Annotated in this window: 18 protein-coding genes; 11 read left to right on the top strand and 7 right to left on the bottom strand. The window is 70.5% G+C overall.

The annotated features are described in order from the left end of the window. Positions 1–30: 30 nt before the first annotated feature. Genes AWQ71_RS06160 through AWQ71_RS06150 form a run of 3 tightly spaced genes read right to left on the bottom strand, consistent with a single transcriptional unit; the run spans position 31 to position 2,333 of the window. Positions 31–981: a CPBP family intramembrane glutamic endopeptidase gene (locus AWQ71_RS06160; protein ID WP_067128053.1), complete on the bottom strand. Its 951-nt coding sequence runs from the start codon at positions 979–981 to the stop codon at positions 31–33. A gap of 12 nt (positions 982–993) precedes the next feature. Then, a complete protein-coding gene (locus tag AWQ71_RS06155; protein WP_084258623.1) occupies positions 994–1,989 on the bottom strand; it encodes a DUF1648 domain-containing protein in 996 nt (331 codons plus the stop codon). Then, complete coding sequence (locus AWQ71_RS06150) at positions 1,986–2,333, bottom strand: GntR family transcriptional regulator (protein WP_067128050.1); 348 nt, start codon at positions 2,331–2,333, stop codon at positions 1,986–1,988. Before AWQ71_RS06150 ends, AWQ71_RS06155 begins: the two co-directional genes overlap by 4 nt. A gap of 92 nt (positions 2,334–2,425) precedes the next feature. Here AWQ71_RS06150 and AWQ71_RS06145 point away from each other — a divergent pair, with 92 nt between their 5' ends. The 9 genes from AWQ71_RS06145 to AWQ71_RS06105 all read left to right on the top strand — a co-directional run bounded on the left by AWQ71_RS06145 (position 2,426) and on the right by AWQ71_RS06105 (position 11,878). Continuing rightward, the gene (locus tag AWQ71_RS06145; protein ID WP_067128047.1) at positions 2,426–3,955 is read left to right on the top strand and encodes a leucyl aminopeptidase; all 1,530 of its coding nucleotides are present in this window, start codon (positions 2,426–2,428) and stop codon (positions 3,953–3,955) included. Between the two features lie 90 nt (positions 3,956–4,045). Further along, positions 4,046–5,425 (top strand): dihydrolipoyl dehydrogenase, encoded by a 1,380-nt coding sequence (gene lpdA, locus AWQ71_RS06140; RefSeq protein WP_067128045.1) that lies wholly within the window; start codon positions 4,046–4,048, stop codon positions 5,423–5,425. Positions 5,426–5,458: 33 nt separating this feature from the next. After that, the gene (gene sucB / locus AWQ71_RS06135; RefSeq protein ID WP_067128042.1) at positions 5,459–6,874 is read left to right on the top strand and encodes a 2-oxoglutarate dehydrogenase, E2 component, dihydrolipoamide succinyltransferase; all 1,416 of its coding nucleotides are present in this window, start codon (positions 5,459–5,461) and stop codon (positions 6,872–6,874) included. An 81-nt stretch (positions 6,875–6,955) separates the two neighbouring features. Next, positions 6,956–7,849, top strand: a complete 894-nt coding sequence (locus tag AWQ71_RS06130; RefSeq protein ID WP_067128039.1) for a TIGR01777 family oxidoreductase — start codon at positions 6,956–6,958, stop codon at positions 7,847–7,849. A 32-nt stretch (positions 7,850–7,881) separates the two neighbouring features. Next, positions 7,882–8,631, top strand: coding sequence for a Type 1 glutamine amidotransferase-like domain-containing protein (locus AWQ71_RS06125; RefSeq protein WP_067128036.1), 750 nt, complete (start codon positions 7,882–7,884; stop codon positions 8,629–8,631). A 52-nt stretch (positions 8,632–8,683) separates the two neighbouring features. Further along, positions 8,684–9,337, top strand: coding sequence for a lipoyl(octanoyl) transferase LipB (gene lipB / locus AWQ71_RS06120; RefSeq protein WP_067128033.1), 654 nt, complete (start codon positions 8,684–8,686; stop codon positions 9,335–9,337). A 35-nt stretch (positions 9,338–9,372) separates the two neighbouring features. After that, entirely contained in the window at positions 9,373–10,302 is a 930-nt protein-coding gene (gene lipA, locus AWQ71_RS06115) for a lipoyl synthase (protein ID WP_067128030.1), read from the top strand. A 95-nt stretch (positions 10,303–10,397) separates the two neighbouring features. Next, positions 10,398–11,072, top strand: a complete 675-nt coding sequence (locus AWQ71_RS06110) for a DUF4191 domain-containing protein (protein WP_067128027.1) — start codon at positions 10,398–10,400, stop codon at positions 11,070–11,072. 17 nt (positions 11,073–11,089) lie between these two features. Continuing rightward, the gene (locus AWQ71_RS06105) at positions 11,090–11,878 is read left to right on the top strand and encodes a class I SAM-dependent methyltransferase (RefSeq protein WP_067128023.1); all 789 of its coding nucleotides are present in this window, start codon (positions 11,090–11,092) and stop codon (positions 11,876–11,878) included. Here the strand turns inward: AWQ71_RS06105 and AWQ71_RS06100 are convergent. The 3 genes from AWQ71_RS06100 to AWQ71_RS06090 form a co-directional block, all read right to left on the bottom strand. Then, a complete protein-coding gene (locus AWQ71_RS06100) occupies positions 11,859–12,803 on the bottom strand; it encodes a glycoside hydrolase family 113 protein (RefSeq protein ID WP_067128020.1) in 945 nt (314 codons plus the stop codon). The two genes, AWQ71_RS06105 and AWQ71_RS06100, sit on opposite strands and share 20 nt — an antisense overlap. Then, positions 12,800–13,582, bottom strand: coding sequence for a TetR family transcriptional regulator (locus tag AWQ71_RS43190; RefSeq protein WP_067128017.1), 783 nt, complete (start codon positions 13,580–13,582; stop codon positions 12,800–12,802). The genes AWQ71_RS06100 and AWQ71_RS43190 overlap by 4 nt, the downstream gene beginning before the upstream one ends. Before the next feature lie 73 nt (positions 13,583–13,655). Next, on the bottom strand, positions 13,656–14,117 hold the full coding sequence (locus AWQ71_RS06090) for an RDD family protein (protein WP_067128014.1): 462 nt from the start codon (positions 14,115–14,117) through the stop codon (positions 13,656–13,658). Positions 14,118–14,221: 104 nt separating this feature from the next. Between AWQ71_RS06090 and AWQ71_RS06085 the strand changes: the two genes are divergently transcribed. Together AWQ71_RS06085 and glnA are read left to right on the top strand one after the other, a co-directional pair. Next, on the top strand, positions 14,222–14,587 hold the full coding sequence (locus AWQ71_RS06085; RefSeq protein WP_067128011.1) for a hypothetical protein: 366 nt from the start codon (positions 14,222–14,224) through the stop codon (positions 14,585–14,587). A 438-nt stretch (positions 14,588–15,025) separates the two neighbouring features. After that, a complete protein-coding gene (gene glnA, locus AWQ71_RS06080; protein WP_067128008.1) occupies positions 15,026–16,450 on the top strand; it encodes a type I glutamate--ammonia ligase in 1,425 nt (474 codons plus the stop codon). 588 nt (positions 16,451–17,038) lie between these two features. On the opposite strand, the gene AWQ71_RS06075 is transcribed toward glnA, so the two are convergent. Continuing rightward, positions 17,039–17,434 carry an OsmC family protein gene (locus AWQ71_RS06075; RefSeq protein WP_067128005.1) on the bottom strand — a complete coding sequence of 132 codons (396 nt, stop codon included), beginning with the start codon at positions 17,432–17,434 and terminating at the stop codon, positions 17,039–17,041. Between the last annotated feature and the right edge of the window lie 42 nt (positions 17,435–17,476).

The following is a 17,476-nucleotide window of genomic DNA, read 5'->3' as shown; positions in this document are numbered from 1 at the left end:
CCGGGCCGCCCTGCCCCCGTACGCGCCGGGTCAGCCGGAGACCGGCGACCCGGCGTCCCCGGCGGCCTGCCCGCGCGACCGGTACGGCGAGCGCAGGACGGCCACGACGACGGCGAGAACGGCCCAGCCGACGACACCGGTGGCGCCCGCGAGCGCGAGGTTGGGCGGGTAGGCCGCGTCGCCGACGAGCAGGATCAGTCCGGCCGAGGCGTTGAAGGCGCCGTGTCCCACCACCGCGGGCCACACGCTGCCGGTGCGCAGACGCACCCAGCCGAAGATCGCGCCGAGCAGGACGCAGGCGCCCACGAACATCAGCGCGGCCCAGGGCCCGAGATCCGGGTAGTTGTACCCGAGCAGTGTCAGCGGCGCGTGCCAGAGCCCCCAGATCACGCCGGAGACGAGCATGGCGCGCCACACGATCCGGGTCGGCCGCGGCGCGGCGTCGAGGGCGGCTCCGCCGAGGAGCCGCGGCAGGAGGTACCCGCGCCACCCCCACTCCTCGCCGAGCGACGGGATCGCGTTCAGCAGCGGCGCGACGACGACCGCCGAGACGAGCTGGGCCACGGCCAGCGTCTCGGGCGGGAGCGGCGCCCCGCCGGCCGCCTCCAGCCCGGCCCGGAAGAGGCTGAGCCCGCCGAGGTCGAGGCGGACCGCGCCGACCAGGGCGCTCACGGCCAGCGCGGCCAGCACGACCAGCGGCGTCCCCACCCAGGTCGCGGCGAGGACCTTGAAGGTCCGGCCGCGGGCCGGTCCCAATCCCAGGCCGGTACGGCCGGCCCACTCGCGGAACGGCGTCCCGCGACGGCAGATCAGCCACACGGCGAGCACACCGAGGGAGGGGGTGAACATCATCGCGGTCGCGACGGGCATCAGGGCCGGCGTGGCGAGGCCGGATCCGCCCAGCCACAGCGGCAGCGCCACCAGCCACGCGCCTCCGAAGGCAACGGCGAGGAACACGGCGAGATCGTTGACACGGCGCATCGGACGGACTCCTCAGTGCTTCTCGGAGACGAGAGCGTTGATCAGTGCGGCGCCCCGGGTGGCGTCGTCGACGCTGATCCCGAGCTCCCCGCCGGAGGTGTAGCGGACGACGAGGCACTCCCCACCGCGGATCATGATCGTGTTCCGGCCGGGCAGCCCCCGGTATCCCCAGCCGCCCACGTCGGCCGGGTGGCGCTCCTCCGTCCAGGCCCGGTCGAGGCTGCCGATCGGCACCGACCTCGACGGCCACCGCAGCGGGCCGTACGACACGGTGAAGGCTTCGGGGCTCACCTTCACCCTGATCGAGGTGAGCCAGAGACCGGCCAGCCCGGCGATCGCGAACACCGCCGCCCCGATCCACAGCTCGGGCGGGAGGCCGAGGAACGCGCAGACGCCGAGCGACGCGGCGGCGGCGAGGGCCACGAGGGCCACGCCCGCGCCCACGGGAGAGGCCGCGGCGGAGACCCACACGGGCCGCTCCCCCTGGTTGAGCACGAGGGCCTCCGGAGCGGATCCGGCCGCGACCGGCCGCTCGTCGGGACCGGGACGGCCCGCCAGCCAGCCGAGCCCGCCGACCGCGAACGCCGCGACGATCACGACGACGGCCTGCCAGCCGAGCGACGCCGCGTCCTCCCAGCGCCGCCGGTCCAGGTTGGCGGCGACGGTGGTGGCCTGCAGGCCGATCAGGAGTGCGCCGGTCCAGCCGAGCGGGGCGGTGGTCCACCGGCGCGCCGCCCGCCTCATCGCGACGCGTCCGGCGGCCGCCGCACCCAGGACCACGCCCGCGACGAGAACCCACAGCAGTGCGGCGAGGGCGAACACGGCGAACGGCATCGAACCGTTGGGCTCTCCGGACGGCCCCCAGTGTGTGGCCAGCGGGTCGGGCAGGCGGCTCTCGAACATGAGCGGCACGGCGACCAGCACGGCGGCGACGAGAACGGCCCACGCGCCGGTCGCCAGGAGGAACCGCCGGCGGAAGGCCGCGTCGCGTGCGGACGAGTCGTTCATGACATTTCCTTGATCAGTTCGATGACGTCGTGGGGGCCGTAGCCGTACCGGCCGGCCTCGTCGAGCAGGTCGCGCGCCAGGGACCTGAGCGCCTCGCGGGGGTCGGGCCGGCGCAGGACCGAGACGCCCCGGCCGCGACGGAACTCCAGCAGCCCCTCGTCCCTCAGGTCGCGCAGCGACCGCAGGACCGTGTTGGCGTTGACGCCCAGGGCGTCGGCGAGATCGCGCGCCGGGGGCAACCGGTCACCCGGCGCGACGTCGCCCTGGACGACCGCGCGCCGGATGGCGTCGGCGACCTGCTCGTGGAGCGGCCGCGGATCGTTAAGATCAAGCTTCAACAACATGGTGCTAGCGACATTAGCACCAAATTCCACCGAATGGTGCCGTCGCCATCAGCACCATTCGCTCCCATCATTGGTAGGACGAACCCTCGTTTATGCGTACGCTCAAAGCAGAGCTAGCATCGGCTCACGTGACCACAGTGCGCGTTCTCGCATCTGACACGGTCTCCATCGAGACCGGTGCTCTCGTAGTCGGCTTCCATGCCTCGCCCGGCGGCCCACAGGTCGCCCCAGGCGCCGACGACCTCGACTCGACCCTGGGAGCGTCCCTCGCCACGGCGCTCGGCGCGGTCGGGTTCACCGGAAAATCCGAGGAGATCGCCAAGATCCCCAGTCTCGGCGCCGTTCCCGCGCCGCTCATCCTCGCCGTCGGCCTCGGCGACCGCCCCGAAGGCGGATATGACCTGGAGTCGCTCCGCCGCGCGGCCGGCGCCGCCGCCCGCGCCCTCGCCGGCACGGCCTCCGCCGCCTTCACCCTCCCCGCCTCGACCGCCGAGCAGGTGGAAGCCGTCACGCTCGGCGCGCTGCTCGGCGCCTACGATTTCACCCGCTATCGCACGGGCGAGCGCAAGGATCCGGTAGCCGAGATCTCCGTGCTGTCCGGCGCCGAGGGCGCGGACGCCGCCGCCGAGCGGGCGTCCACCGTCGCCGACGCGGTCGCCCTGGTGCGCGACCTCGTCAACATGCCGCCGTCGGACCTGTGGCCGGCCAAGTTCGCCGACATCGCCGAAGACGTCGCCACCAAGGCGGGCCTGACCGTCGAGGTGCTCGACGAGACCGCGCTCAAGGAGGGCGGATTCGGCGGCATCACCGGCGTCGGCCAGGGCTCGGTCAACCCGCCCCGGCTGGTCCGTCTCGCCCACACCCACCCGGATGCCGCGCGCACCATCGCCTTCGTGGGCAAGGGCATCACCTTCGACTCCGGCGGCCTGTCGCTCAAGCCCGCCAACTCGATGGACTGGATGAAGTCCGACATGGGCGGCGCGGGCGCCGTCCTGGGCGCGCTGATCACCATCGCCAGGCTCGGCGTCCCGATCAACGCCGTCGGCTACCTGTGCCTCGCCGAGAACATGCCGTCCGGCACCGCGATGCGCCCCTCCGACGTGCTGCACACCTTCAGCGGCAAGACCGTCGAGGTGCTCAACACCGACGCCGAGGGCCGGCTCGTACTGGTCGACGGCATCGCCCGCGCCGCGCAGGACAACCCCGACCTGATCGTCGACGTCGCCACCCTCACCGGCGCGCAGATCGTCTCGCTCGGATGGCGCACCAGCGGCGTGATGGCGAACGACGACGCGCTCCGCGACGAGGTCGTCGAGGTCTCCGTCGCCCAGGGCGAGGGCGCGTGGGGCATGCCGCTCCCCGCCGAGCTGCGCAAGGGTCTCGACTCACCTGTCGCCGACATCGCCAACCTCAACCCCGACCGGTGGGGCGGGATGCTCGCGGCGGGCATCTTCCTGCGCGAGTTCGTCCCGGACGGCGTCCGCTGGGCGCACATCGACATGGCCGGCCCCGCCTTCAACAAGATGGAGCCGTACGGTTACACGCCGAAGGGCGGAACCGGCGCGACCACCCGCACGCTGGTCGCCCTGGCCGAGCGCTACGCGCTGCGCGCCGCCGACTGACCCACGAACCACGCGGACAAGTGAAAAGATGCTGTCGGTCCGTCCGGCGGCGTGGCAATCAACTGTGGCAATCCAACGAGGAGCATTTCTGTGGCAGACGGCAGCGGCCCCTATGACATCGTCGTCCTAGGCGGCGGCAGCGGCGGATACGCCTGCGCCCTGCGGGCGGCCGAGCTCGGCATGAACGTCGTCCTGATCGAGAAGGACAAGGTCGGCGGCACCTGCCTGCACCGCGGCTGCATCCCCACCAAGGCCCTTCTGCACGCGGCCGAGCTGGCGGACCAGACTCGCGAGAGCGAGGCCTTCGGCGTCCGCGCACGGCTCGACGGCATCGACGTCCCGGCGGTGCACGCGTACAAGGACAAGGTGATCAGCGGGCTCTACAAGGGTCTCGCGGGCCTCATCAAGAGCAAGAAGATCACCATTGTCGAGGGCGAGGGACGGCTGGCCGGTCCGGGCCGCGTCGTCGTGGGCGACCAGGTCATCGAGGGCCGCAACGTCGTCCTGGCCACCGGATCGGTGCCCAAGTCGCTGCCCGGCCTGGAGATCGACGGCGACAAGGTCATCTCCAGCGACCACGCCCTGGTCCTCGACCGCGTCCCCAGCTCGGTGGTCATCCTGGGCGGCGGCGTGATCGGCGTGGAGTTCGCCAGCGTGTGGCGGTCGTTCGGCGCCGAGGTCACCATCGTCGAGGGGCTCCCCCACCTGCTGCCCCTCGAGGACGAGTCCAACTCCAAGCTCCTGGAGCGCGCCTTCCGCCGCCGCGGCATCAAGTACGAGCTGGGCGTCCGGTTCGAGAGCGTCAAGACCACCGACACCGGTGTCGTCGTCACCCTGGAGAACGGCAAGACCCTCGACGCCGAGCTGATGCTCGTCGCCGTGGGCCGCGGCCCGGTCTCCGCCGGGCTCGGCTTCGAGGACGCGGGCGTCACCGTCGACCGCGGCTACGTCAAGGTCGACGAGTACTACCGGACCGGCGTTCCCGGCGTGTACGCGGTGGGCGACCTGATCCCGACCCTCCAGCTCGCGCACGTCGGCTTCGCCGAGGGCATCCTCGTCGCGGAGCACATCGCCGGGCTGAACCCGGTCCCGATCGACTACGACGGTGTGCCGCGCATCACCTACTCCGAGCCCGAGGTGGCATCGGTGGGCATCAGCACCGCCGTGGCGCGCGAGCGCGGCCACGACGTGGTGGAGCTGAGCTACAACCTCGCCGGAAACGGCAAGAGCAAGATCCTGCAGACCCAGGGCGAGGTCAAGGTCGTCGCCGAGCGCGACGGCCGGGTCCTGGGCGTGCACATGGTGGGCAGCCGCGTCGGCGAGCTCGTCGCCGAGGCCCAGCTGATCTACAACTGGGAGGCCACGCCCGGTGACGTCGCTCAGCTGATCCACCCGCACCCGACCCAGTCCGAGGCCCTCGGCGAGGCGATGCTGGCCCTGGCCGGCAAGCCGCTTCACGTGCACAACTAAGGCCCTCACAGAAAAACGCGAGAGAAGAGAACCATGCCGGTCTCCGTATCCATGCCCCAGCTCGGAGAGAGCGTTACCGAGGGCACCGTCACCCGTTGGCTGAAGAAGGAAGGCGAGCGCGTCGAAGCCGACGAGCCGCTGCTCGAGGTGTCGACCGACAAGGTCGACACCGAGATCCCGTCGCCGTCCGCGGGTTACCTGACCAAGATCCTCGTCGCCGAGGACGAGACGGTCGAGGTCGGCGCCGAGCTCGCCGTCATCGACGAGAGCGCCGGCGCCGCGGCTCCGGCCGCGCCCGCCGTCGAGGCACCCGCCCCGGCCCCGGCTCCCGAGCCTGTTCCGGCCCCCGCGCCGGCCCCGCCGATCTCCTCGATCCCGCAGCCCGCCCCGGCCCCGGCTCCGGCGCCCGCTCCGGTGGCTCCGCCCGCTCCGGTGGCTCCGCCCGCTCCGGTGGTCCCCGCGGCCGAGGTCGCCCCGGCCGGCGAGACCCCGTACGTCACGCCGCTGGTCCGCAAGCTCGCCACCGAGCACGGTGTGGACCTCGACGCGCTGGCCGGCACCGGCGTCGGTGGCCGCATCCGCAAGCAGGACGTCATCGAGGCCGCCCGCGTCCAGCGCGAGCAGGCCGCGGCCCAGGTCGCCGCTCCGGCCGCTCCGGCGGCTCCCGCCGCGGTGGCTCCGGCCGCCCCGGCCGCCGCGCCGGAGCAGGTCCAGGTGGACACCACGCTGCGTGGCACCACCGAGAAGATGTCCCGCCTGCGGCAGACGATGTCCAAGCGCCTGGTCGAGTCGCTGCAGACCGCGGCCCAGCTCACCACGGTGGTCGAGGTCGACGTCACCAAGATCGCGCGGCTGCGCGCGCGGGCCAAGGACGAGTTCTTCCGCCGCGAGGGCGTCAAGCTGTCGTTCATGCCGTTCTTCGAGATGGCGGCGATCGAGGCCCTCAAGCAGCACCCCAAGCTCAACGCGACGATCAACAACGAGACCATGGAGGTCACGTACTTCGACGTCGAGCACCTGGGCATCGCGGTCGACACCGAGCGCGGCCTGATCGCGGCGACGATCAAGAACGCCGGTGACCTCAACCTGGCCGGCCTCGCCCGTAAGACGGCCGACCTCGCTGAGCGGACCCGCGCCAACAAGGTCACGCCGGACGAGATCACCGGGGCCACGTTCACGCTGACCAACACCGGCAGCCGCGGCGCCCTGTTCGACACGCCGATCCTCAACCAGCCGCAGGTCGGCATGCTGGGCACCGGCGCGGTCGTCAAGCGTCCGGTCGTGCTCGACACGCCCGAGGGCGAGGTCATCGCGGTCCGCTCGATGGTCTACCTCGCGCTGACCTACGACCACCGCCTGGTCGACGGCGCCGACGCCGCCCGCTTCCTCACGACGGTCAAGCGCCGTCTGGAGGAGGGCCGCTTCGAGAACCAGCTCGGGCTCGCCTGACGCGACCCACGCAGGAGGCCGTCCCGCGTACGCGCGGGGCGGCCTCCGCCGTTTCCGGGGCCGCCGCCTACCGTGGGGGTCATGACCATCGTTGTGACCGGCTCGTCGGGCTTCCTCGGCTCGGCCCTCGTCCAGGCCCTGCGCGCGGACGGCGCCCCGGTCCTGCGGCTCGTACGGCGCGAGCCCACGGCGGCGGACGAGGCGTTCTGGGACCCGGAGCGCCACCTGCTCGACCCCACCATCCTTGAGGGCGCGGAGGCGGTCATTCACCTCGCCGGAGCGGGCATCGCCGACCGCAGGTGGACGGATCCGTACAAGCAGGAGCTGGTCGACAGCCGCGTGATCGGCACGCACACGCTCGTCGAGGCGCTCGGCCTGCTCAAGAACAGGCCGCGGGTGCTGCTGTCCGGCTCGGCGGTCGGCTACTACGGCGACACCGGGTCACGCGAGGTGGACGAGTCCGCGCCTCCGGGAGGCGGGTTCCTCGCCGATCTGGTGCGGGAGTGGGAGGATGCGGCGGCCCCGGCCGAGCAGGAGGGCATCCGGCTCGTACGGCTCCGCACAGGCGTGGTGCTGAGCCGCCGCGGCGGGGCGCTGGCCAAGGTCCTGCCGCTCTTCAAGGTGGGCGCGGGCGCCGTCCTGGGCGGCGGCCGGCAGTACGTCCCGTGGATCTCGCTGCCCGACTGGCTGGACGCGGTGCGGTTCCTGCTGGCCAGTCCGGAGGTCTCCGGCCCGGTCAACCTCACCGCCCCCGAGCCCGTGACCAACGCCGAGTACACGAAGGCGATCGCGCGGGCGCTGCGCCGGCCGGTCATGCCCCTCGGCACGCCCGCGTTCGCGCTGCGCCTGGCGCTGGGCGAGTTCGCGGACGAGGGACTGCTGAAGGGGCAGCGTGCCGTCCCCCGCCGCCTGCAGGAGGCCGGCCACCGGTTCTCGCATCCCACACTCAAAGAAGCGCTGGCCGCCGTACTCTAGTGGCTTCCTGTTTCCGTTTTTGGGAGTGTCCGATGAGCCGCATGGGGCAGTCGCACATCGTCGCCATCGGTGGCGGATCTTTCCGGCAGACCGAGCGGTACGGCTTCATCGAGCCGACCGGGCTGCTGCGCTACGTCCTGGACCTGACCGGCCAGGACCGGCCCAGGCTGGGGCTTCTGGCCACCGCGACCGGGGACGACGCCGACTGGCTGCTGAAGATGTACGGGGCGTTCCGCGAGTGGGACGTCGAGGTCAGCCACCTGACAGTGTTCCCCATGCCGAACGTCGCCGAGCCGGGCGAGTGGATCCTGGAACAGGACGCGATCTACGTGAGCGGCGGCAGCGTGGCCAACCTGGCCGCGCTGTGGCGCCTGCACGGCCTGGACGAGGCGTTCGCCGAGGCATGGCGCTCCGGGATCGTGCTGTCCGGCCAGAGCGCGGGAGCGCTGTGCTGGCACGTGGGTGGCAACACCGATTCGTTCGGGCCGAAACTCCAGCCGTGGGCCGAGGGGCTGGGCTTCCTGCCGTACTCGTGCGGCGTCCACTACAACTCCGACTCGCAGCGCAGAGAGCTGCTGCACGCGTCGGTGGCGTCGGGCGAGCTGCCCGACGGGTACGCCGCCGACGAGGGCGTCGGGCTGCACTATGTGGGCACCGAGTTCATCCAGGCCGTGACGGTCGACCCCGGCGGCTACGCGTACCGGATCGAAAAGGACGGTGCAGGCGGTGTCAAGGAGTTCCGTATCGAGCCGCGGCTGCTCACCTCTACCCTGGACGGGTGAACGAGCCGAGCATGATCCCGAGGTTGACCGGGCGGGAAGCCGTGAGCGCCGCATGACCGGGCTCGCGGTCGTCCGGCTGGGCGTCGACGTTCCGTACGAGCAGGTGTGGGGCCTCCAGCGCCGGGCGCACCGGCGGCGGGCGGCGAACGAGATCTCCGACCTGTGCCTGATGTTGGAGCACGCCCCGGTCTACACGGCGGGCAGTCGCACCCAGCCGCACGAGCGGCTCTCCGACGGCACTCCCGTCATCGACGTGGACCGCGGGGGGAAACTCGCCTGGCACGGTCCCGGGCAGCTCGTGTGCTACCCCATCCTGCGGATCGCCGACGTCGCCGGGTACGTCCGGCTGCTTGAGGACGTGCTGATCCAGATCTGCGCGGACTTCGGGGTGGTCGCGCGGCGGATCGCGGGCCACGGCGGGGTGTGGGTCCCCGGAGACGCCGCGAGCGGCCTGCCCGACCGCCGGGTCGCCGCGATCGGCATCAGGGTGGCGGGCGGCGTCAGCATGCACGGATTCTCGCTCAACTGCGTCAACGACCTGAGTTGGTACAACCGCATCGTCGAGGGCGACACGGGGGTGACCTCCCTGTCCGCCGAGACCGGCCGCCGCATCACGGTGGACGAGGTCATGCCGCTCGCCGAGAAGCGCCTCGCCGAGGCGCTCGGCACCGAGCCGTACGACATGTACGAGGAGGACCTCGCCTGACGGCACATCCGACGTCTGGTAATAAGCTGGACGACGTGTCCGTTGCCCCTGATGGCCGTAAGCTCCTCCGCCTGGAGGTGCGCAACAGCCAGACCCCGATCGAGAAGAAGCCGCCGTGGATCAGGACCCGGTTGAAGACCGGGCCGGAGTACACCGAGCTTAAATCGCTGGTGCGGCGCGAGGGACTGCACACGGTCTGTGAGGAGGCCGGCTGTCCCAACATCTACGAGTGCTGGGAGGACCGGGAGGCCACCTTCCTCATTGGTGGCGACCAGTGCACCCGACGCTGCGATTTCTGCCAGATCGACACCGGCAAGCCCGCCGAGTACGACAAGGACGAGCCGCGCCGCGTGGCCGAGTCGGTCAAGCAGATGGGCCTGCGCTACGCCACCGTCACCGGTGTCGCCCGTGACGACCTGCCCGACGGCGGCGCCTGGCTGTACGCCGAGACCGCCCGCCAGATCCACGCGCAGCTCCCCGGCTGCGGTGTCGAGCTGCTGGTGCCCGACTTCAACGGGATCCAGGAGCAGCTCGAGGAGGTCTTCTCCGCCAAGCCCGAGGTGTTCGCGCACAACATCGAGACCGTCCCGCGGATCTTCAAGCGGATCCGCCCCGCGTTCCGCTACGAGCGCTCCCTCGGAGTGATCACCGCGGCCCGCGAGGCCGGGATGGTCACCAAGTCCAACCTCATCCTCGGCATGGGCGAGGAGCGCGAGGAGATCACCCAGGCGCTGCGCGACCTCCACGAGGCGGGCTGCGACCTGGTGACGATCACCCAGTACCTCCGCCCGAGCCCCCGCCACCACCCCGTGGAGCGCTGGGTGAAGCCCGAGGAGTTCATCGAGCTGCAGCAGGAAGCCGAAGAGATCGGCTTCGCCGGCGTCATGTCCGGGCCGCTCGTCCGCTCCTCCTACCGGGCCGGTCGCCTCTACCAGCAGGCGATCGCGGCACGGCAGGCGCTCTAGAAACACCGTCCCGACCCGCCCTACGGCTCCGCCGCGAGCCGTACGGGCGGGTCTCGTTTTCATTAATTCACCCTGGGATTTGTATCCTGCAGAGCATGGCGAAAGACCCTGCGACTCCGGGACGGCTCAAGCAGATCCGGATGGTCGCCCAGTTCGTTAAACAGGCCAACCCCAAGGGCATGCCGATCGTCTACGGATCGGCGCTGGGCACCCTCGCCGTCTTCGTCGTCCTCGGTGTCCTCTTCGGCTGGACCTGGTACGTCTTCGGTGTGCTGGCCGCCATCCTGGTGGGCCTGATCGTGTTCAGCCGGCTGGCGCAGCGCGCGCAGTTCAGCATGCTCCACGGCCAGCCCGGCGCGACGTACGCAATCCTCCAGGGCATGCGCGGCAACTGGTACGTCGAGGAGAAGCCGGTGGCGGTCAACCGCGAGCAGGACCTCGTGTTCCGCGTGGTCGGCCACCCCGGTGTGATTCTTGTCTCCGAGGGGCCGAGCAACCGCGTGCAGCGGATGCTGGTCGCGGAGAAGAAGCGGGTGCAGCGGGTCGCGATCGACGTCCCGGTGTACGACATCCAGTGCGGCGACGGCGAGGGCCAGGTGCCGCTGGCGAAGCTGCAGCGCCACCTGATGAAGCTCCCGCGCAACCTGAAGAAGCCGGTCGTCTCCGAGGTGAACAACCGGATGCGCGCGCTGACCCCGGCGATGCCGATGCCCAAGGGACCCATGCCGAAGAACGTCCGGATGCCGCGCGGCCCCAAGGGGCCCCGCTGAACCCCGGGGATCAGGACGTGAGCGTCGCGAAGCGCCCGGTCACCCGAGCGGAGACCTCCCGGGCCAACCGCGGCTGGTGGGACGGCGCGGCGGACGAGTACCAGGCCGAGCACGGCGGCTTCCTGCGCGACGACGGGTTCATCTGGTGCCCGGAGGGCCTGGACGAGGCGGACGCCCGGCTGCTCGGTGACGTGTCCGGCCGCCGCATCCTTGAGGTGGGCTGCGGCGCCGGGCAGTGCGGCCGGTGGCTGCTCAGGCAGGGCGCGACCGTCGCGGCCGTGGACCTGTCGCACCGGCAGCTCCAGCACTCCCGCCGCATCGACGACGCGACCGGCCTCTCACTGCCGGTCGCGCAGGCGGACGCGGAGGTCCTGCCGTTCCTGGCCGATTCCTTCGACCTGGTCTGCTCGGCGTTCGGGGCGCTGCCGTTCGTCGCGGACCCGGGCGCCGTGCTCGCCGAGGTGCGCCGGGTGCTGCGTCCCGGCGGCCGGTTCGTGTTCTCGGTCAGCCACCCGATCCGGTGGGCGTTCCCCGACGATCCCGGCCCGCGCGGGCTGACGGCGGACCGGTCCTACTTCGACCGCTCGCCGTACGTGGAGCTGGACGACGGCGGGGTGCCGTCCTATGTCGAGCACCACCGGACGCTGGGCGACTGGGTGGGCCTCATCGCCGGCGCCGGGTTCGTTCTGGCCGGGCTGGTCGAGCCGGAGTGGCCGGACGGCCACGAGGGCGTGTGGGGCGGCTGGAGCCCGCTGCGCGGCCGCCACTTCCCCGGCACCGCGATCTTCACCTGTCTGAATATCTAGCCGCCATGGCGTGGAAGACCTCCCGCGGCCGCCACCGCACCTCGTCGATCATGCTGACCACACCGTACGAACCGAGGTCGGCGTCCCCGCGCCGCTCGTAGCCGGCGAAGGTGAACCAGAACGCGCTGTCCACGCCTTCCGCCGCGAAGACGTCGAGCAGCTCGGTGAAGTACCGCACCTGCTCGGACTCGTCCGGCTCCAGGTCGTCCACCTGCTCGATCGCCCATGCCATGCCGCCTCGGTCACCGGCCCCCTTGTAGGGGCAGGTGCCGAACTCGGTGACCGCGACCGGCTTGCCGTGCCGGAGATGTCCGCGGATCTCCTCATGGAAGTTCGCCGCGTTGTAGGCGGCGCGGTAGGCGTCGACGCCGACGATGTCGAACGGCGTCCAGTCGATGAACTCCCAGGGCGCCGACGCGTAGGTCACCCGCCCGCCGAACCGGGCGCGGACGCCCTCCGCGGCCTCGGCCAGGAAGGCGTTCAGCCGGGCGAGGGTCGGCCCCATCGACATCCAGTCCTCCGCGGTGAAGGACCCGAGGGCGGTCAGCCGGTCGTAGAGCGTCTCCCCCGGCAGGAAACCGGGCGCGAAACCGCTGATCTCGCACCCCATGACGTAGACGACCTCGGCGCCCGCCGTACGCAGCCGCTCGGCGCGGGCGGCGCAGTCGGCGAAGAAGGGCCGCATCTCGTCGGTGGTCAGCTCGCAGGGGAACGGCGCGAACCAGACCTCCAGGCCCGCGTCGGCGGCGTGCTCGGCGGCCACGCTGAGCCGCTCCGGGTCCCCTCCGGACACGCGTACGGCGGTGCAGTGCAGCTCGTCCGCGATGACCCGCATCTCGCGCCGGACGACCTCGGGGTCGAAGTGCCGCCGGGAGGCGGCTCCGGGCAGGAAGCCGGTGTCGTAGTTGATGCCCACGGCTCTCATGTCGTTCCCTTCTCTCCGAGCCAGGCCAGCCCGTTCTCCAGCAGGTCGAAGGCGAGATCGACGTCGCCGCGCAGCAGCCGTCCGGCCTCGGCGGGCGGCATCCCGGCCGCGACGCGCTGGAAGAAGGTCTCCTGGAGTGTCAGGACGGCGGCGCTGATCTGCGCGGCCGCCAGTTCGGCCGCCAGTGCGGCGGGGTCGGCGCCGGGGGCTCTTGCCGGCTGCGGGTGATGTCCCGCGGCCCCCGGGGCCGCATCGCTCCGGGGGGAGGTCCCGTCACCGGCCGCGTCGCTCCGCGGAGGGGTCTCGTCGCCGGCCTCGCGCGGCGCGGACGATCCTTCGCCGGTCTCGCACGGCATGAGCGGTCGCCCGCCGGGCAGCAGGGCGCGGGCCAGGGCGCGCCGGCTGCCGTACTGGAGGCGGTTGACGGCGGCGGTGAGCGCGGGGCTGTCCACGATCACCTTCATCCGGGCGATCAGTTCGTCCGCCTCGCCGATCGGCGCGGCGGCGAAGGCCAGCAGGTACTCGCGCAGGGCGCGCAGCGGAGATCGGCCGGGCGGGCGGGCGATCACCACTCCGGCGAGGTCCTCCTCGACCGCGTGCAGGACGAGGGACTCCTTGGACGGGAAGTATTTGAACAGCGTCACCTTCGCGACGCCCGCCGCCTCGGCGATCTCGTTGACCGTGACCGCCTCGAACCCGCGCTCGGCGAACAACCGCATCGCCACGTCGCCGATCGCCTGCCGCGTGCGCCGCTTCTTGTCTTCTCTGAGACCGGCCATACCGGCACAATAAATGAACCGGGTTCAGAAGCAAACCCGGTTCATCTTTTTAATCTCGCGTCGGAAGACCCGCTCAGAGGCGGACGACGACCGTGTTGGAAGCCCGATCATGCAGGCCGCGGCGGTCCCGGTCCCAGATCAGCGCGGGTACGGCGAGGCAGAGCAGGAAGGTCCGGATCAGGACGGCCAGGAAGGGGGGCCGGCCGCCGTCGAGCGTGGCGACGCGCAGGCCGAACAGCCGCATGCCGAGCGTCATGCCGAGGGTGCCGACGAGGAGGACGTTCTCCACCGCGAACACGGCGAGGCCGACCCAGCCGACGTCCGGGTTCTGCACGCGGAAGATGCCCCCGGCGATGGCCCAGGTGCAGAGCAGCCAGTCGACGAAGACGGCGCCGACGCGGCGCCCCCACCCGGTGACGGAACCGCTGCCTTCGGCCGGAAAGCCGAGGCGCTCGCCCGGATAGCCGAGGTCGACGCCGGCCGACCGGACTCCCCCCATCCAGGTCTGGGTCCACCGGGGCTGCTGCTTGCTCATGACTCCACAGCGTATCCGCGCCTGTCACCGGTCTTCCGCTTGGAGGTCAAGACGACCATGATTAATCCCACCATCACCCGAAATTTCAGCTATTGGAGTGAACTTTGCGCTCGGCGGACCCTGACGACATCGACGCGCGCTTCGAGGCGCTGGTCGCGCAGTTCGGCGAGGACGAGATCAGGCGGATGGAGGCGGCGGCAGCGCGCCTCCCCCGCTCGGGGCGACGCCGTACACCGGTGATGATGCTGGCCATTCTGGGCGTGGTCGCTCTCGCGGGCGCGATCCTCAGCCTCCGGCCGGACCTGCTGGCCGGGGACACCGATCCGGCCCCGACGCCGCGCCCGCCCTCACCCGCGATCATGCGCCCGGCGAGGGAGGCGACCGATCCCCCGGTCACCGATCCGCCGGCCGACACGGGCACCCGGGACGCCTCGCCCGCGCCGGACACCGTGCCGTCGTCCCGCCCCTGAAACCACCGCGACACCTCCGCTCCCAGAAGTCTCGATGAGCCGAATTTCCGCAGGCGCATCATCACGCCGTGATATGCCGGGCCGATCGCAAAGATATTCGGTGAACGGGCAATTTCTGCACAGGAAATGCCGCCCCGGGCCCCGCCGCCCCCATGATGGAAAACGATCCGGCGCGTACGAGCGGTCGGGAACGGCACGCCCCATCGCATGGCGGCGCGCTCTGTCACGACCTGGTGGCGCCACGGGCGGATCCGGCCACGCATTGACGACCGAGACGCAAATACTGCCCTGACCTGCGCAAACGCATGATCGGCCGCCGGTTCGCGGTTACCGCCCGAGCACGTTCCCATTAACACGGGCGAAACAAGCGAGACATGGAGTGGAAACGGCCGGGACTTATTTTCGGGATGCTGGCCCATGCCCCTGGGAGGTTCAAGAGTGTTCAACTCTGCCGATGACGTCCTGAAGTTCATCCGGGACGAGGGCGTGCAGTTCGTCGACGTCAGGTTCACGGACCTGCCGGGGACGACGCACCACTTCACTTTCCCCGTCGAGAACTTCGGCCCCAATGTATTCACCGACGGCCTCATGTTCGACGGCTCGTCGATCCGCGGTTTCCAGGCCATTCACGAGTCGGACATGCTGCTGCTGCCCGACCCGTCCACCGCGGTGCTCGACCCGTTCCGCGTCCACAAGACGCTGAACATCAACTTCTTCGTGCACGACCCGCTGACGGGTGAGGCCTACAGCCGCGACCCGCGCAACGTCGCCCGCAAGGCCGAGGAGTACCTCAAGGGCACGGGCATCGCCGACACGGCCTACTTCGGCCCCGAGGCGGAGTTCTACATCTTCGACGACGTCCGCTTCGAGACCAAGGCGAACGCCGGTTACTACTTCATCGACTCGGTCGAGGGCGCCTGGAACACCGGCAAGGCCGCCGAGGGCGGGAACCTGGGCTACAAGCCCCGCTACAAGGGCGGCTACTTCCCCGTCCCGCCGATGGACCACTTCACCGACCTGCGCTCGCAGATGGTCCGCAACCTCATCGAGGCCGGCATCGAGACCGAGATGCAGCACCACGAGGTGGGCACCGCCGGCCAGGCCGAGATCGACTTCAAGTTCGGCACGCTGCTCAAGACCGCCGACAACCTGATGCTGTACAAGTACATCATCAAGAGCACGGCGCTCCAGCACGGGCACACCGTCACGTTCATGCCCAAACCGCTCTTTGGCGACAACGGCTCCGGCATGCACTGCCACCAGTCGCTGTGGAAGGACGGCGAGCCGCTCTTCTACGACGAGGTCGGCTACGCGGGCCTGTCCGACATCGCCCGCTACTACATCGGCGGCCTCCTCAAGCACGCCCCGTCGCTGCTCGCGTTCACCAACCCGACGGTGAACTCCTACCACCGCCTGGTCCCGGGCTACGAGGCCCCGGTCAACCTGGTGTACTCGCAGCGCAACCGGTCGGCGTGCGTGCGCATCCCGATCACCGGCTCGAACCCCAAGGCCAAGCGCCTGGAGTTCCGCGTGCCGGACCCGTCCTGCAACCCGTACTTCGCCTTCGCGGCGCAGTTGATGGCGGGGATCGACGGCATCCGCAACAAGATCGAGCCGCCGGAGCCGATCGACAAGGACCTCTACGAGCTTCCTCCGGAGGAGGCCCGCCAGGTCCCGCAGGTGCCGGGCTCGCTGCCGGAGGTGCTCGACGCCCTCGAGGCCGACCACGACTACCTGCTCGAAGGCGGCGTCTTCACGTCCGACCTGATCCAGACCTGGATCGCCTACAAGCGGGAGAGCGAGATCGACCCGATCCGCCTCCGTCCGCACCCGCACGAGTTCGAGCTCTACTACGACTGCTGACCGGTTGCCGCGCGGTGACCTGCATGTTCATCGCGCGGTTCCCGCATGGTTCTGCCTCAGTTCCGTTCACAGCTTCGACCCGTTCACGGGACCATGGCCGGATCTTCTTACGGCTGGGAGTTGGAGGTTTGACCGAGCCAGCACGGCAAGATCAGTAGCCTATTCCCAAGCTGACAGCGCGGGTTCGATTCCCGTCAGCCGCTCCAAGCCCGAAGGCCCAGGTCAGGACAGAGATCCAGACCCGGACCTTGATTGTTTCTGAGGTTGTTCGATCTTCACGAGCCCATTACGCGGAGCGGGTCGTGATCGTTCCGATCGGCCGGGGCGCACGCGATCGGCCGCTTCCTGACGAGGTTGGGCCCGCCGACCGGGAACGCACATGATCTGCCGCGGCATCTGTCGGCTTCAGGTCCCACGAGACGATCGAACAGGTCATCACTGTCGCCGCGAAAGCCGTGCACCACTTCGACGAACTCGCCGCGAACGAACCCGGGCACCGAGCCGCAGTCACGGATCTGCCGCCGATCGCGTCCTCATGCCGCCGAAGCGGTGCGGAAGTCCTCGTCGGTTGTGTTCCTGGATGGTCTGTTAGCTGATCCTCTGCACGGTGGCACCCCGTCGGATAGCGCGGGGGATCTCGGCGACGGAGTCCACGATGTCGATCAGGTGGGCGATGCTCTCGGCTGGAGCGGTGGAACTGACATCGACGGTGTAGGTGATCCCGGTTGACCGCCAGCTCTCGGTATCGAAGCCGCCGGCTGCGGAAACACGCACGCCCAGGAGTTCGATTCCCAGTGCGGCGGCCTCCCGGTAAAGGTCGTTGAGGACGCATCCCGCGGCCGCGAGGTGAAGGAGATGTCCTCCGGTGAAGTCCGCCCTGACGCTCACGCCCTCGGGCGTCCACCGATGAGGGAAATGTACCGCGTGCTCATCCGTCACCTTCAGCGATCCTGCGCTCACGATCACGTTGAAACGATCACCCATGATTCGGCTCCCGGCACCTCGGGCGTACGGACGTGAGGACAA

Origin of the sequence: Microtetraspora malaysiensis, from assembly GCF_001528665.1 — a bacterium.
Classification (GTDB): Bacteria; Actinomycetota; Actinomycetes; order Streptosporangiales; family Streptosporangiaceae; genus Microtetraspora_A; species Microtetraspora_A malaysiensis.
Note: the sequence above shows the minus strand (reverse complement) of the source record. Positions and strands in the feature narration are given on the sequence as shown.